A 16008-nucleotide genomic window follows, 5' to 3' on the forward strand; every position below is an offset into this window, starting at 1 on the left:
CTGCAAAACTGTCCGAACGGGTGGGTCCACCTCTCAGGTCTCAAATGTATGTCTTAAGCTTCGAACAACTGCGGCTTCGCCTCGGCGCGTTTCGGGTGCTAGACGGTAGCATTCAGCGCACGAGAGCTACTGAACTTACGCAGACGCGGATCGGCGCGTTAATTGAACGAGACGGTGAAACAATGGATGACGCCAGTCCCATCGCTGAGGGAAATCTTGCGATTGTGGCCTCTCTAAGCCGCGAATTGCGCGACGCTCGGAGGCAGATAGATAATTTGACGCTCCGGAACGTTGCCGATGCATCAATGATTGATGCGCAACAGACGGCATTGTCTTCCCTGCAAGCCCGGCTCGATGAGATTGACAATTCACTCGCGTGGTTCCTGGCCAGGAAAGTCCCCGTGCCACTGGCGCGTTTTGTACGCCGATCGGCGAAGCTCACATGGTGGACCCTGTCGCTAAGGCTTATAAAAGAAATACGTCGTCGTTCTTCGTTGTCGCTGGACGGCAAAGGCTTCGATTCTGAGCTCTCCAACGCGGCGACGAGCTTCCCAAACTTTAATCCTCACACTCTAGCCTTGGCCGAACAGAAGCTCTCGAAATTCGACGCTTTTGACCCAGAGCAGTATTTCGTGATGCACGGCGATATAAGGGGGACCGGGGTCACCGCCGCTTGGCACGCCGTAAGGTACGGGGCACAAGAGGGGAGAGCGTTGTTCCGCGACGAAGCTGTGGCACGTGCGGTGGGTGCTATAGATCAGCTCGTACCCAAAGCGTCTTCCTCGCCACTTCGTTTTCTGAGCGAATCTGTATATCCTCTACAGGTATATTGCAGCAGCCTAGCAAGCGGCCCCGTAAGAATGATCGCCAGAGAACTTGTCGCAGATCTCGCGATCATGGGCATCGCCGCTCAGCTTTTGGACGAAACGACTCCACCAGAGGCCAGCGCATCAGATAAGCTTATCATCGCGCCACATGAGTTCTTTTTCCTCGGTTCAGGCGCATGTTGGTTGAGAGAAGATATCTTGGCGCAAGCGTATCTGTTAAACACTGAGCCAGTGCAGACTCCCGGCTTCTCACGAGCGCTGCCCTATTTGCTTATGGCTCGGGGCGTTGTCGGGCTGAGCAGCCAGACGACACGCCTCTTGCAGCGCGCTGGCGTCGATGCAACCAGCTATGAACCCAGCCTCGTGGTTAAACCGCAAAGTATTACCGATGAGGATAGGGAGCATCCACTTTTCAAAACTTTGCCCCGGCGTGTGAAGGAGATAGCAGATCTGCTTGCACCCTGGAAAGAACGGGCCTTGGAGGTAAGTTTCATAGGCGAGAGTAGTCCGGCGCGGGAGCGTTTTTTTGCACGGCATGCTGCCTGCTTCGCGGCTTATGCAGCATTCATCTATTGTCGTCACAGACGGGCGGCCTGGTCGTCGCTTGATGGGGATGAAGTGCTACGAAGACTGAGAACTCATATCTTCGCGCATTCAAAAGTGGTCCTGAACATTGGTGCTGACGAATTTGGTGATGGTTTCCCGAGCGATATTGCCAGAGCGACGCTGCACGGCAGAGCGGTGCTTATATCGGATAGAGAGATCGATGCCTACGGCGTCGAAGCTGGGAAAAACTACTTTTTGGAAAACAAGAGACATATGCCTGATTTGTGTGAATGGCTGCTCAAGACAAGGGAGGGAGAGGAAGCCGCCAATCAAATACTCCGAGCAAACGACGAGATCTGTCATCGAAAAATGTCAGGTATACGACAGGAAAAATACTGCGATTTCCTGGGGGGTAAGTTGTGACTCGTCGCGTAGAGGAAAAAGAGTTATTTGAGAAAACGCTTGCTGACGAATGCTCCCCTCGTGCAATCACGGTCGCAGTTAGCCTGTTCAACTATGAAAAATTTCTGCCTAGTTGTCTGGACTCCGTAAAAGCTCAGACTCATGGTCCAATCGAGCTAATCATTGTTGATGATCGCTCAGAAATAGACGATTCTGTGGGGACTGCCCGCAGATGGCTCGAAGAGAACTACGCCCGGTTTGAACGTGTTCTCCTGCTTCGTCATCTTCACAATCAAGGCCTTGCTCAAGCCAGAAACACGGCATTCTTACACGCCCGCACCGAGCGCGTTTTCGTTATTGACGCGGACAACGAAATCTATCCTCGCTGCCTAGGACGTCTTTCGGAGGCAATGGATGAATCGGGTTGCGAGGCGACTTATAGCCAGCTCGAACTCTTTGGTGATCAACGGCAACTGGGATACGGAGACATATGGTCGCCGGAAGGGTTTTATGAAGGCAACTACGTCGATGCCATGGCTCTTGTTTCCCGCAAAGCCTGGGCTGACGTAGGAGGCTACACCCATATCGAAGGGGGGTGGGAAGACTATGATTTCTGGTGCAAATTCGTTGAATGTGGCTTCACCGGAGGGTTTGTACCCGAGATCCTTGGCAGATATCGCGTACACGGCACCTCGATGCTGCGAAGCGAGACGGTATCACGCTACGCGAGCATCAATATTGAAATGAGTCTGCGGCACCCTTGGTTACGTTTGCCCCCGCTGGGCTAGGAATGTTCCGGATTAGCGAGGTTCTTCACCAATATTCAGAACCTCTGCGAGATGCCGGTCAGGATGGTGCGACGCAGGCCGTATTGGGGCGCCCCGACACCGATGCCTGATCCGTCGCGGATCTGGTAGCTCTTGTCGAACAGGTTCAACACGTCGAGACGCAGTTCGGTGCGCTTGAGGAATGGTACGCGGAACAGATCTTTAAAGGACTGGACGAGCGAGAGGTTGAACGTGGCATAGATCGGGACGGAGCGACCATTTGGCACCACACCATCGGCGCGCAGGCCGCTGCCATAGACCATCGAGGCCGATACGCGGGTGGGGTGGCCCGTGTGATAGAAGAAGGAATAGCTCCCCCCTGCGGACGCCGTCCAGCGCTGGTCATGATCGAGATGGATCCAGCGATTCTGGACATAGGCAAGATCATCCGGGTCCATCGTCCACTGGGCGGTGGTGATGTCCTTGCCGATTGCCCGTGACCAGGCCGCGTTGCCGTAGAGCGAGAGCGGACCATGCTCGTAATTGGTCGAAAGTTCATAACCATTTACCTGCCCGCGACGATAATTGAACGCCGAGAGGATGATCGGTGCGCCAAACTGACCTTCATCGATCATGTTCTTGGCAAGCTTCACATAGGCATCGAAAGAGGCGTGCCAGCCGGGCAGGATGGACTGCGTTACGCCCGCATCGAAGTAATGGTCGCGCTCCGCCTTGACCGTATTGTTCTGCAAGGTCTGAGGCTCGTTGGATGTGCCGACATATTTGCTGAGCGAGGTATTGGCGACGAGTTCGAAGGGCGGGGGGGTGAAATAACGCGAATATCCGGCATGAACCACGCCACCCCGCCATGCACGCCACACGATATTGATGCGCGGGCTGACCTGTTTCGAGTGCGTGTACTCATCGACACCGTCGAAGCGCAGGCCGTAATTGATCGTCAGATCACGCACCGGGCGCCACTCATCCTGAGCGTATAGGCCGTACATCCAGCCGGTGCGGCCGCTGCCGTCATGCACATTGGTGGTCGTGCCATCATAGATGGGTGTGCCGTCATCCTCGGCGCCCGTCTGCTGATAGACGATGGAATCCGTCTTGGAGCTGTTACGCTCGACATAGACCTGATAACCGAAGCGCACCGTATGCTGGCGGTTGGCGTGCCATGTGACATCGGTTTGCGAGCCGGTCGAGAAGACGGAACGCGCTGCGTGCTGGCTGATGCCGTTATAGACCAGATCGCCCAGCGGATCGGGCGAGTAGCCGAGCGACGAGTAGCGCGTGATGACCGAACTCTGCAGGCTGACCTTGCCCATATCCTTCTGAAGCGAGAGGATGCCGAAATCGGTGATCTCTTTCTGGCGCTCGTTCAGGCTGGCGCTGTCCACGCTGCCATAAACCTGTTGTGACAGGGCAGAATCGAGAAAGCTTGGATTGGCAAACTGGCGTTGCTGACCGGGGTTGTTGGGCAGCTGGTACTGAGCGTTCGACACACCTCCGGTGAGGCTGATACGGGTATTCTCATCAGCCGTGTAACGCAGATGACCGAGCGCATGATACTGGTTGCTCAGGTCGTGAATCGGGTTGAAGCTCGACGTCGGGTTTTCAACACCGACGCGGTTATGAACGAAGTCGCCGGTCGCAAAGAAATCCCATTTCCCGGCATGGCCACCATATTGCAGCGACGGGAAGAAATAATCGCGCGCACCACCATAGATCGAGGCATCGCCACCCGGATCGGCGCTGCCGTTCTTGGTGGTGATGTCGATCACACCGGCTTGCAGAAAACCATATTCGCTGGGCAGCGCGCCGGTGGTGAGCGAGGCGGAATGGGCAAAGCGTGTCATCAACGCCTGACCGAAAACGCTCAGCCCTTCAGGAAGCTGCACGCCATCGAGGCGGAACTGGACCTCGTTATGATCGCCGCGCACATGAATCTGACCAAAGCTGTCCTGCGCGACGCCGGGTGCCTGAAGAAGCAGTGTGTTGAGCGGTGCATTATCGCCGCCCGGGTTATTCTCGATATCACGGCGGGTGAAGCGATAGGTTGTCGCACCCGTGGAGGATTGCAGAGAGGAGCGGATTTCATCGAGGCGCGCATTGACGATGATATGCTCTTCCTTCTGGGCGTTCACGCCCTGCGAGGCCGTATCATCTGTATTGTCAAAGGAGGTTCTGGACGCTTGGTCGCTCGTTGGCGTGCCAGACTGGGTTGTCACGGGCGTCACAACCGGGGTCGTCGTGGTTGCGGATGGCACTGCAGTTTGCGCATGAACGGGCGTGGTAAGCGCCAGAACCGAGCATGACAGAAACAGGCTGGACGACCACAGGGATCGGGATGACATCATGACTACCCAACAGGTTGAAGGCGGAACAAATCGCCTTCGTTCCTATTCCGTATGATATAACATAACAACTCTTTCTTAATCTCTGTCCTCCGGCTCTGTTGCGAACTGTGACAAATTGGCGACAGGTGAGGGGGTAGCGGACGGAGGATCCAGCCCCCCTCATGAAAAGCAATTTAAGGACGAAGCCGCACCCGTCGCATAGCGTTTCAAGCAGGTCGTCCAGTCCTGATCGAGGTGAACCCCGCCATGAAACGCCGGTCCTTTCTTTCTGCTGCTTCCGTTGCGCCGCTGCTGGGGGTGGCTGGTCCGGCCTTCGCCTCAGGCAATGCTGATGACGGGACGAGTTCGAGCGGTGAGTTCGACATCGTCGCCAAGTTTGTCGGACCGGGGCCGTCTGGCGTTGCCGTGCTGCCCGATGGCCGCATGTTCGTCAGCTTTCCGCGTCACGCCGATAACCATGCCGGTGCCACACTGGGGGAGGTCAAGGGTGGCGTGGTGATGCCCTATCCGTCAGCCGAGCTCAGCCTTCCATCCGACAGGGCACCGGCAGATCGCCTGATGTCTGTCCATGGCATCGCCCATGACTCCGCCGGGCGGCTATGGGTGATCGATGATGGTAAGCTCGCGGGCCACGACATTCCTGAAGGGGCGGCCAAGATCGTCTGCATCGATCCGGTGAGCAACCGCGTCACGCACAAGATCCCGCTCAAATCCCCGGTCATGCTGCCGAACAGCCATATGAATGATTTGCGCGTTGCGCTGTCGGTCGGTGCCAAGGGAACCGTCTTCGTGACGGATTCCTCCTTTGGCGATGAGCCGGCCATGATTGTTGCCGATATTGCGACTGGTCAGACCAAGCGAGTTCTGGTGCATCATGTTTCGACCCAGGCCGTGCCGGGGTTCATGGCGATTGTGGAAGGAGAGCCCAGACGCTACGTGCCACATCATCCCCAGATGGTGTCAGGTGGGGCGGATGGTATTGCCCTTCTGCCTGACGAATCCCGCCTGTATTACGCACCGCTGACAAGCCGTCGCCTTTACAGCATACCAACGCGCACACTGGCCGATCAAAGCCTGTCGGATGAGGCCTTGGCTGCCCAGATACGGGATGAGGGCGAGAAAGGTACAGCCGATGGCCTATGTTTCGATCAGCATGGCAGGCTCTACACCACGAATTACGAGCATGATTGCATCCTGCGCCGTGATCCTGACGGGTCGTTTGCCATGGCTGTCAGGGATGCACGTATCCTGTCACCTGATGGCATCTGTGCCACGCGTGACTGGATCTATTGTACGCTTGGGCAGTGGAATCGCCTGCCGTCATTCAATGAGGGCCATAACCGGCGTGAGCCGCCTTATCTGCTGATCCGTTTTCCTGTCGAGCCGCTCACGCCCCTCGATGCGCTTCCGGCTTCTTCACAGCGACAAGGTTTCTCGAACGCTGCGGCGACTCCTGTGGTCAGGTAGCTCAGCAAAGTTGAAGATTGATACGGGACAGGCGAGGACGGAAGCGGGTAGAGCGGCGAGGAGCAGGTAAACATGACGCAGGAGATGCTGTGATGGCTTTGGCGGTTTTCCTCACACTCTGGTCCATGTTGGCCGTATCTCGCGGAACGCCCACGCCAGAATTTCTGGGTCATCTGATGGTCGTCCTGCCTGCCGCGTTGATAAGCCGGATCACACCCCTGTACGGGCTCGCCATGGTTATCGGTTTGTGTCTCGGGAGCATGATTATTTGGTATGGGCAGCGCGACATAATGCGTACTACCGCCAGTGCTCTCCCGGAGGTTGTTACCTGGCTAACGACGTTTGAGGTAAGCATCTGGCTCGATGCAATGATCATGCTGGCCACGGTTGCGAGCCTGGCACGGTTGCGACTTCTCAGTTCTCTCGCCAGGGCAGCCTCGATGCATTTCATGGCGCGATTGGGTATGTCCATGAGGCAGAGAAGTCCCCGGAGCGATTGACCAGGCGGCAGGTCAGGTCGGCTGCCGGTGGTCTGAAGCGCGGTGGATAAAGACCGTGAACGGCAAAACAGCCGGATCGATATCCGACCCGGCTGCTTATCAGACCATACTGTCTGGTGAAGTAATGGCGGGGCCTCAGCCTGCGGCTGGGGGCTGATCCTGCTCACTTGTGTGGTGATCCACCACGCCAGGCAGGAACTGTGCGAGCGCCGGGAGCAATGCACCGGCAGGGAGACCTGTCTTTGAAACGAGCATCTGAATCTGATCGTCGGTGAGCAGGGCGCGCAGTTCGTCCGCAGAGATCGGCAGGTTTTCACCGGAGCCAATCCACGACCTTACCTTGTCCTCAAGACCGGCCTTGCGGGCCTGCTCGACGAGGGTCTGGATACCCTGCTCGCTGGTGAGATACTCACCGATACTGCCGCCCAGCTTTTCCTTGAGCTTGTCACCCATGGACCCAAGCGCAGAGTTGATCATCGACCCAAAAAAACCGCTCAATCCCTGTCTCCAGTCTTGACGCTGGCCTGTAAATTCAGGCCGAGCGTCGTGTTTCCTTGTCGATTTGCGGCATCTCGATATCGATTTCAAGCACCGAACATCCGTCGAGGCCGCCATCGAGCTTGACCTGAACCTTGTCCTGATCGACCGCCACATGGCGCTTGATCACCTCAAGGATCTCGCGATGTAACTGGCTGATCAGTTCAGAGTTGCCATTACCGGAACGCTCATGCGCCAGAAGGATCTGAAGGCGGTCACGCGCCACAGCGCCTGTATTGCGCTTGGTGAAAAGTCCGAACAGGCTCATGCGACCCTCTTCTTAAACAGCCAGTCGAGTATGCCCTTGCGCTCGATCGGTATCTGGATTTCGAGCTTCTCGCCCTGGAGGCGACGAGCCGCATCGAAATAGGCGCGCGCCGGGGCCGATTCAGGGTTCGAAAGGGTGACAGGGGCACCGACATTCGAGGCGCGCAGGACCTCTTCGCTCTCGGGAATGATGCCAAGCAGCGGGATGGACAGGATTTCGAGCACGTCTTCGGTGTTGAGCATCTCGCCCTTGGCGGCACGCGACGGGTCGTAGCGCGTCATCAGAAGATGCTTCTCGACCTTCTCGCCATTCTTCGCCTTCTCGGTCGTGCTGTCGAGCATGCCGATGATACGGTCGCTGTCACGCACGGAACTGACTTCGGGATTGGTCACGACGACTGCGATATCCGCATGGTACATGGCCATCTGGGCTCCACGCTCGATACCGGCGGGACTGTCACAGATGATCCAGTCGAATTTCTCGCGCAGTTCGTCGATGACCTTGGCAACGCCCTCGGCGGTCAGTGCGTCCTTGTCGCGTGTCTGCGAGGCGGGAAGGATGGAAAGGGTCTCAACGCGTTTGTCGCGGATCAGTGCCTGTGAGAGCTTGGCGTCGCCCTGCACCACATTGATAAAGTCGAAAACAACGCGACGCTCGGCACCCATGACGAGATCGAGATTACGCAGCCCGACATCGAAATCGATCACCACCACGTTCTGACCCGACTGGGCAAGCGCGGCACCCAGTGCTGCTGTCGTGGTCGTTTTGCCGACCCCGCCCTTACCGGATGTGACTACCAGCACCTTAGCCATGTGCGCTCCACCAAACTTCCATGAAACGATCGCGCGTTCGTCAGGCGACCAGAGACAATACTACTGACGAATAGGTTCGTGCCGCAATCACCAGATCGCAAATAGTTTCATCAGCCCAGTCGGGTGACGGTCACGCGATCTTCGCTGAGGAGGGCCTGGGCCGACTGGTCATGAAGGTCGGGGGAAATCTCCTCGGCAATCATGTAAAAACCGTCGATAGCCAGCAACTCCGCCTGCATACGGCTGGCAAAGATGCGTGCGCCGGGCTGGCCGCCCACGCCGGCGATGGCTCTCCCCCGCAGCGCCCCGTAAATATGGATGGAGCCTCCGGCGATCAGTTCGGCCCCGGAGGCCACTGAGCCGATGATCACGATATCGCCATCCAGATGCATGATGCTCTGACCCGAGCGTATTGCCCGATCGATAATCAGGGTCTCGGCGCGTTGCGTCGGGGCCATAACGGGGGGAGGGGTATCGCCTTCGGCCTCGGGAAACTCGACGGCGCCGCTGGCTCTGCCGCCTTCAAGCGCGGCAGGCCAATTCCATTCCTCAAGCTGCACCCAGCTGCGATCGGCTCCCTCGATGCCGATCATATGTATCCCGCGCGCTTCCAGAGCCTGCTGCAGGCTGTCCAGCCCCTCGGCCTCTGGCGCAAGAAGGCCGAGATCAAGAATGACGGGGCGACCGGCAAAGAAACCGACCGAGCGGGCGATCTGGTTATCCAGCCCCAGCAGCCAGTCGGCCAGCGGGGCCTCGGGTGACAGGACAAGGGCGAGAAAAGAGCGGCCACGCGCCCGGATACGCATGGGTGCAGCAGCGGCGGCGAGGTCGGTTTCAGCGCGGGTCATCTGGTCTGTCATGATCGGGGGACGCTCTGGGGAGACCCTGAGAGATCAGGATCGAAAATGGGGCAGAAAATGGCGCAAAGTAACGCTGCAGCTCTCTTGCTTCACGGCATGGCAGATGCGTAAGAATACTGCATGCGCATTTTGTATCATCTGCCGCTCTCGCCGCAAAGCCGTCAGGTCAGGCTCGTTCTTGCCGAGAAACGGTTACCCTATGAACCCAAGACCGAAAAGGTCTGGGAAAACCGTCCTGAATATCTCGCCCTGAACCCGGCGGGCGATGTCCCGCTTCTGGTGGAGGAGAACGGCCTTTCCATCCCCAATGCATGGGTGATCTGCGAGTATCTGGAGGAGGCTTATCCCGACACGCCTCTCATGGGGCGCACCCTGGCAGAGCGTGTCGAGGTCCGTCGCCTCATGGCATGGTTCGAGGGCAAGTTCGGCCATGAAGTCTCGCGCAATCTTCTGGGTGAAAAGGTCGACAAGCGTCTGGCCGGGCGCGGCAATCCGGACGGAACGGCCCTGCGTGCGGGCTATGCCAATATGCGCTTTCATCTCGATTACATCGGGTGGCTGGCCGAAACACGCGCCTGGCTGGCAGGTAACATGCTCTCGATGGCCGATTTTGCGGCAGCAGCGCATCTGTCCTGCCTCGACTATATTGGAGATATCGACTGGTCGAAGGCACCTGCGGCCAAGGACTGGTATGCGCGCATGAAATCACGCCCAAGCTTCCGCTCCCTGCTTAATGACCGGGTCAACGGGTTCAATCCGCCCGCGCATTACGCCGATCTCGATTTCTGAGCGACGCAGGGTATCAGATGAACAATGCGTTTGATGCGGTCGTTCTCGGCGCCGGCGCTGCCGGGCTGATGGCGGCAGCAGCAGCCCGCAAGGGTGGGGCGTCGGTGGCTATTCTCGACCATGCGTCCGAGCCCGGCCGCAAGATCCTGATTTCAGGGGGTGGGCGCTGCAATTTCACCAATCTGGATGTGCGCGCCGAGAACTTTCTCTCTGCCAATCGTCATTTCATGCGCTCCGCACTGGCAGGCTACACGCCGCGAGATTTTCTGGCTCTTGTCGAGCGCCACGGGATTGGCTGGCAGGAGAAGGCGGAAGGCCAGCTATTCTGTGCCGAGTCGGCCCGTGACATCGTGACACTGCTCCTGCGCGAGGCCGAGGGCTGCGCGCTCTATCTCGACACGCGCATCCAGGCGGTCACCAAAGGCGAGACTTTTATCGTCAGGATAGACAGGGGTGAGATCGAAGGCCGCAATCTGGTGCTGGCGACAGGGGGGCTTTCCATCCCCAAGCTTGGTGCGACCGATCTTTCGCTGCGCCTTGCACGGCAGTTCGGGCTGGATGTGGTGCCGACCGTGCCCGGCCTCGTGCCCCTCACGCTGGAAACGCCGCTGCCCGATCTTGCCGGCGTGTCGCTGCCTGTGCGCGCAAGCCTTGGCAAAACCGGCTTCACGGATGGGATGGTGTTCACCCATCGAGGTCTTTCCGGCCCGGCGATATTGCAGATCTCCTCCTATCAGGACGGTCCGCTCGATGCGCCGCTAATCGACATGATGCCGGGCAAGGATGCCCGCGAGGCTTTGGGTGCCATTAAGAAGGCACGGCCTCGCGCCGAGCCTGCCTCGCTGCTGGCAGACCTGCCCCAACGTCTGGCGCGTCATATTGCGGGGATCAGCCTCGCGGATGTGACCTGCACCCTTGCAAACCTGCCAGACAAACGGATCGCCGAGCTCGCTGCCCGGATTGCGTCCTGGCGGCCCCGGTTGTCGGGTACTGAGGGTTACGCCAAGGCCGAGGTCATGAAAGGCGGGATCGACACGCGCGCGCTGTCGTCCAAGACCATGGAGGCGCGCGATGTGCCGGGTCTCTTCGCGATTGGCGAGGCAGTGGATGTGACCGGCTGGCTTGGCGGCTATAATTTCCAGTGGGCGTGGTCGAGTGGCGTGGCCGCCGGACGGGCGATTGCCGCAAGGCGCTGAATAGCGAACCCTCGAGCCTGTGCAGCGTCATGGCAGAACATCATGCGCTGACAGGGCTCAATGCCGGGCTGTGGGCGCGTCGTATCAGGAGATCATCTCATGAATTCGTGCATTGCCATCCTCGCCACACATGGCGTTGAGGAATGTGAGCTTGTCCAGCCACGCCAGGCTCTTGAGGCACATGGCTTCAGGACGCTGGTCGTTGCCCCGGAGAAAGGCACCATCCAGTCCATGAAGGGCGACGTGCACCCGGCCTCGACCGTCGAGGTTGGCGCGACCATCGGCGAGGCTGCCGATATGGAGTTCGCTGGCATCCTTCTCCCTGGCGGGACAACGAATCCTGACGCGCTGCGTATTAACGAGGCCGCAATTGCGTTCCTGCGCGGGTTCGTTGCTCAGGAAAAGCCAATCGCGAGCATCTGCCACGGTGCATGGACCCTGATTGAGGCGGGTGGCGTCAAAGGCCGCACCCTGACATCGTGGCCGTCACTCCAGACGGATCTGCTCAATGCTGGGGCAAACTGGGTTGATCGCGAGGTTGTGGTCGATGCCAATCTGGTCACATCGCGTAATCCCGACGATCTCCCGGCATTCTGCGAGGCGCTGGTGGCGCAATATCGTGACAAATCCGCCTGAAAACTGCCTTGTTTCTGCGTCGTTCTGGCCAACGAGAAAACCGGCGACTCTCAGAGCCGGGAGCAAACAAGAAAGGTGTAAACCATGACGAACCCGACAAACTTCAGACGTTCTGCCCGTGTTCTCGGCGGCCTTGCCGGATTGCTCATGCTTGCCGCCTGTGAGGGAACGGCGGCACCTGGCCCCACGCCGCCGGGTACGCAGGTCGTTGGATACGGCTATACCTGCAAGGCAGGTATCTATACCTGCAAGATGCCGACACAGGTGCCGTTGGGTAACCCATGTTCCTGCCCGGGTATTGGTGCCGCCTCCTACGGCAATATCCACTGATTCTGCCTGAAGGGCCTCCTTGCTGATTATCTGCATCAGGGGGGCTCTGTCCCTGCTGTGATCAATCTGGCCGCCGCGGGCTGAGGTAGAAAGGCTTGCAGCGAAACACCTTCCGCTATTCCTATTTTGTTCCTATACAGGGGAGGTAAAGCGGAGCCGGATTTGTCGCAGGATTTCTTCAGTTTTTTCCCCTGGCTGGTGGCTGTCATCGCCCTGGCTATCTCGGTGTTTCTGTGGTCACGGCTCTCGCGCCGTGGCACTGACAGGGACCTTCTCTCACGCATCTACGTGCTGCTTGAGCGTGACGCAGCCGAACGCGGCAGCGAGAGTGAGTTCCATCGTAGTGCCCTGATCGAGACCGAGCGGGTTTTGTCCTCGCGTCTCGAACAGCAGCGTAGCGATATGAGCGATCGTCTGGCCGGGTTGAGTCATCGCCTCGGTCAGGAGCTTGCCGAGACACGGCTGGCTCAGGCGCAGATGCTGCGCGACATGATGCGTGAAAATGCTGAGCAGCTTGCCCAGATCCGGGCCTCTGTGAGTGAGCAGCTGCACGTCACTGTTGAAAAACAGATGCAGACCTCGTTCCAGCGTGTAGTCGAGCAGTTTTCAGCCATGCAGAAGGCCATCGGCGAAGTCTCCGCCGTGACAGCCCAAATTGGCGATCTGAAAAGGCTGTTTGGCAACGTCAAGACGCGTGGCGGTTGGGGTGAAGCCCAGCTGCGCGCGATACTGGACGATATTCTGCCCGCAGAATCCTACGACAGTAACTACCGGATCGGCGATGGTGGTGAGGTTGTGGAGTTTGCCCTGCGCATGCCGGTGCGCAGCGCCACGCCGCCGCGCCTAGCTATCGACAGCAAATTCCCCACCGAAGCCTATGAGCGTCTGATCGATGCGGTGGATCGCGCCGATCAGGCAGCAGAGCGTATCGCGCGGCGCGCGCTCGACAATGCGGTGCGTCTGGAGGCGCGCAAGATTGCCGAGAAATATATCCATCCACCGCTTACCGTCGAGTTCGCCGTGCTCTACCTGCCAACGGATGGGCTCTACATGGAGGTTGCGCGCATACCGGGGCTGATCGATGAGGTTGGGCGTGTGCACCGCGTTATCATCATGGGGCCTTCCCTCATTCCCGCCCTGCTGCGTACAGTCCATCTCGGATATGTGACATTGGCGCTGGAGGAACGCACGGACGCCATCGCACGGCTTCTGGGGCTCACCAGGCAGGAAATGCTGCGCATGGACGGCGTGCTTGAAAAACTCTCCCGTGGCGCAGGTGCCATGAGCAATACGATCGATGAGGCGAGGCGGCGCACCCGTGTTCTGGGGCGCAAGCTTCGTGGGCTCGACGGGCAGGGGCCGGGTGACGACCTTGAAACACTGGATGAGCTTTAAGCTGAATTTTACTATCGAAGCGGGGCGGGATTAGGCAGAAATGACATCATGAAACCGGATCATAGTCTCTCTTCTGCTTCGCCAGAGCTGTCTGCAAAAACACGCATCCTGTTTGTTGAGGATGATGACACGCTTGCAAAAGAAGTTGTCGAGGAACTGGCCGCGCGCGGCTTTGCTGTCTCGCATGTTTCCACCGGTCAGGCCGGGCTCGAGGCAGCCACGAGCGACGCTTATGATCTGATGGTTCTTGATCGCATGTTGCCCCTGCTCGATGGGCTTTCAGTTATCGAGAAGCTTCGCAACCAGAACATCCACGCGCCCGTACTTGTTCTGTCGGCACTCTCTGCCGTGGATGATCGTGTGACCGGTCTCAAGGCCGGTGGCGATGATTATCTCACCAAGCCTTTCGCCATGGATGAATTGGTAGCGCGCATCGAGGCCCTGCTGAGGCGACCCAATGACACGCGCGCGACAATGCTGCGCGTCGGGCCGCTTGACATGGACCTCATCGACCGCACCGTGACCCGCGAGGGGCGGGAGATCGATTTGCTGCCGCGTGAGTTCCGCTTGCTCGAATATCTGATGCGCCGGCCGAACCAGGTGCTCACCCGCACCATGTTGCTGGAGGATGTCTGGAACTACCGGTTCATTCCCCAGACCAATCTGGTTGACGTGCATATCGGCAAGCTGCGTCGCAAGGTCGACGCCACCGGTGAAACGCCGCTGATCCACAGCATCAGGGGATCGGGGTTCATGCTGCGTGTCGCTCTCTGACAATCCGCGCTTTGGCGTTTTCCGTACCGCGACCTTCCGTCTGACGCTGGCTTTCGTGGCCGCCATCATTGGCGGCATGGTGCTGCAATTCGTTCTGCTTTTCGTGCAGATGACGCATTTCGAGGCTGAGAGATCGAGCGGTATCCTGCATCGGGAGGCCGATGTACTGGTGCAGGAAACGCCCGAGCGTCTGGAATATCAGGTACGCGAGCGAGCAAGCAACGAACTGCGCGTGGTGATCAACTGGGCTGGATTGTTCGATGGTCACTATCACCATATCGCGGGTGACCTCAAAGCCTGGCCCGAGGGGCTGGAGGTTGATGGCAAGGTTCACCGCCTGACGCTCTCACCCACAGATGACGCGCCCTACGAGATGCGTTTTCTGGCGGTCAAGGTGCCGGGCGGTCGCATACTGGTGCTGGCCCATTCGCTGCACCTGTTGTCCGAACTTCACTACATGATACGTCGTGGCGCGCTGCTGTCGGTCTTCCCGGTCGTCATGTTTGCGCTGCTGACAGGTGTCGTGCTCAGCCATCGGGCGCTGGCCCGCGTCAAGACCATGCACGAGGCCATTGATCGCATCATGCAGGGCGATGTGCATGAGCGTCTGCCCGCAGCGCGCGAGAGGGATGAGCTTGAACGTCTGGCCGGTTCGGTCAACAGGATGCTCGACCGCCTCGAATACCTGATGGATGAGATACGCGATGTCGGCAACGATATTGCTCATGATCTACGTACGCCTCTTACACGCGTGCGCGCCCGGCTGGAGCGTGCCACATCGAGCCCGCACGATGCCGATTATCTGAATTCGGTGATCGAGCGCGCCACGATGGACCTCGATCAGTGCTTTTCGGTCATTACGGCGCTGCTGCGTATTGGCGAGATCGAGAATGGCCGGCGTCGTGCCGGGTTTGGATACGTCAATCTTGCTGATCTGGTGGCGGACATTGTCGATCTTTACGAGCCGATTGCCGAGACCAATGGTCTCGTTCTGACCAATGCGGTCATGCCGGTTCTGCCATCTGCCGCATCGACCCGGCCGGGCGAGCGCGTGCCTGACCCGATGATCACATTCGGTGATCGCGATCTGTTGGTAGAGGTGCTGGCCAACCTGCTCGACAATGCGATGAAATTTACACCTTCGGGCGGGCGTGTCACGATTTCAGCCGTTCCCGGGCCGGGGATTATCCAGTTGCGCGTGGCCGATACCGGCATTGGTATTCCGGCAGCGGAACGAGAGGCGGTTCTCGGGCGTTTTTACCGTTCGGACAAGAGTCGCCATGTCCCGGGAAGCGGCCTCGGACTCAGCCTCGTCATGGCCATATTGAGGTTGCATGGGGTTGATCTGGCAATCGCGGATGGTGATGGAGCGGCCGAACGTCCGGGCTGTGCCTTTGAAATGGTGTTTCCAGTTTCGGAGTCGCCTGAAACAGCCTGCTGATATCGATGCCTGTCTTATGCCAGTCGAGAAAAACCTCGTGACATAGGCGTTTTCGGGATGACAGGGCTTCTTTCTTATGGCGTCGCCCTTTCTCTACC

The 16008-nt window shown here is 58.6% G+C and carries 15 protein-coding genes; 10 read left to right on the forward strand and 5 right to left on the reverse strand.

What is annotated here, in order from left to right; genetic code table 11:
- Positions 1-182 precede the first annotated feature (182 nt).
- Both P5689_RS11290 and P5689_RS11295 read left to right on the forward strand, forming a co-directional pair.
- Positions 183-1796: a hypothetical protein gene (locus P5689_RS11290; protein WP_285533203.1), complete on the forward strand. Its 1614-nt coding sequence runs from the start codon at positions 183-185 to the stop codon at positions 1794-1796.
- Positions 1793-2563 carry a glycosyltransferase family A protein gene (locus P5689_RS11295; protein WP_285533204.1) on the forward strand — a complete coding sequence of 257 codons (771 nt, stop codon included), beginning with the start codon at positions 1793-1795 and terminating at the stop codon, positions 2561-2563. The genes P5689_RS11290 and P5689_RS11295 overlap by 4 nt, the downstream gene beginning before the upstream one ends.
- Before the next feature lie 35 nt (positions 2564-2598).
- Here the strand turns inward: P5689_RS11295 and P5689_RS11300 are convergent, their stop codons facing one another.
- The gene (locus P5689_RS11300) at positions 2599-4905 is read right to left on the reverse strand and encodes a TonB-dependent receptor domain-containing protein (protein WP_285533205.1); all 2307 of its coding nucleotides are present in this window, start codon (positions 4903-4905) and stop codon (positions 2599-2601) included.
- Positions 4906-5151: 246 nt separating this feature from the next.
- On the opposite strand from P5689_RS11300, the gene P5689_RS11305 reads away from it, so the two are divergent.
- Complete coding sequence (locus P5689_RS11305) at positions 5152-6372, forward strand: L-dopachrome tautomerase-related protein (RefSeq protein ID WP_285533206.1); 1221 nt, start codon at positions 5152-5154, stop codon at positions 6370-6372.
- A 635-nt stretch (positions 6373-7007) separates the two neighbouring features.
- On the opposite strand, the gene P5689_RS11310 is transcribed toward P5689_RS11305, so the two are convergent.
- The 4 genes from P5689_RS11310 to minC all read right to left on the reverse strand — a co-directional run bounded on the left by P5689_RS11310 (position 7008) and on the right by minC (position 9337).
- The gene (locus P5689_RS11310) at positions 7008-7487 is read right to left on the reverse strand and encodes a YidB family protein (RefSeq protein ID WP_408734841.1); all 480 of its coding nucleotides are present in this window, start codon (positions 7485-7487) and stop codon (positions 7008-7010) included.
- The gene (gene minE / locus P5689_RS11315; protein ID WP_023979027.1) at positions 7405-7677 is read right to left on the reverse strand and encodes a cell division topological specificity factor MinE; all 273 of its coding nucleotides are present in this window, start codon (positions 7675-7677) and stop codon (positions 7405-7407) included. The genes P5689_RS11310 and minE overlap by 83 nt, the downstream gene beginning before the upstream one ends.
- On the reverse strand, positions 7674-8489 hold the full coding sequence (gene minD / locus P5689_RS11320) for a septum site-determining protein MinD (protein ID WP_023979026.1): 816 nt from the start codon (positions 8487-8489) through the stop codon (positions 7674-7676). Before minD ends, minE begins: the two co-directional genes overlap by 4 nt.
- A 110-nt stretch (positions 8490-8599) precedes the next feature.
- Entirely contained in the window at positions 8600-9337 is a 738-nt protein-coding gene (minC, locus tag P5689_RS11325) for a septum site-determining protein MinC (RefSeq protein WP_062164111.1), read from the reverse strand.
- A 132-nt stretch (positions 9338-9469) separates the two neighbouring features.
- Between minC and P5689_RS11330 the strand changes: the two genes are divergently transcribed.
- From P5689_RS11330 to P5689_RS11360, 7 genes are all read left to right on the forward strand, one after another.
- The gene (locus P5689_RS11330) at positions 9470-10138 is read left to right on the forward strand and encodes a glutathione S-transferase family protein (RefSeq protein WP_023979024.1); all 669 of its coding nucleotides are present in this window, start codon (positions 9470-9472) and stop codon (positions 10136-10138) included.
- Positions 10139-10155: 17 nt separating this feature from the next.
- Entirely contained in the window at positions 10156-11334 is a 1179-nt protein-coding gene (locus P5689_RS11335; RefSeq protein WP_285533209.1) for an aminoacetone oxidase family FAD-binding enzyme, read from the forward strand.
- A gap of 99 nt (positions 11335-11433) precedes the next feature.
- Positions 11434-11970: a type 1 glutamine amidotransferase domain-containing protein gene (locus tag P5689_RS11340; RefSeq protein ID WP_285533210.1), complete on the forward strand. Its 537-nt coding sequence runs from the start codon at positions 11434-11436 to the stop codon at positions 11968-11970.
- Positions 11971-12054: 84 nt separating this feature from the next.
- Complete coding sequence (locus P5689_RS11345; RefSeq protein WP_062164114.1) at positions 12055-12300, forward strand: hypothetical protein; 246 nt, start codon at positions 12055-12057, stop codon at positions 12298-12300.
- 162 nt (positions 12301-12462) lie between these two features.
- The gene (locus tag P5689_RS11350) at positions 12463-13695 is read left to right on the forward strand and encodes a DNA recombination protein RmuC (protein ID WP_031240985.1); all 1233 of its coding nucleotides are present in this window, start codon (positions 12463-12465) and stop codon (positions 13693-13695) included.
- Between the two features lie 48 nt (positions 13696-13743).
- A complete protein-coding gene (locus P5689_RS11355; RefSeq protein ID WP_285533211.1) occupies positions 13744-14469 on the forward strand; it encodes a response regulator transcription factor in 726 nt (241 codons plus the stop codon).
- A complete protein-coding gene (locus tag P5689_RS11360; protein ID WP_023979018.1) occupies positions 14456-15910 on the forward strand; it encodes a HAMP domain-containing sensor histidine kinase in 1455 nt (484 codons plus the stop codon). The genes P5689_RS11355 and P5689_RS11360 overlap by 14 nt, the downstream gene beginning before the upstream one ends.
- Positions 15911-16008: the final 98 nt, after the last annotated feature.

It is taken from the genome of Asaia sp. HumB (assembly GCF_030263835.1).
GTDB classification, from domain to species: domain Bacteria; phylum Pseudomonadota; class Alphaproteobacteria; order Acetobacterales; family Acetobacteraceae; genus Asaia; species Asaia bogorensis.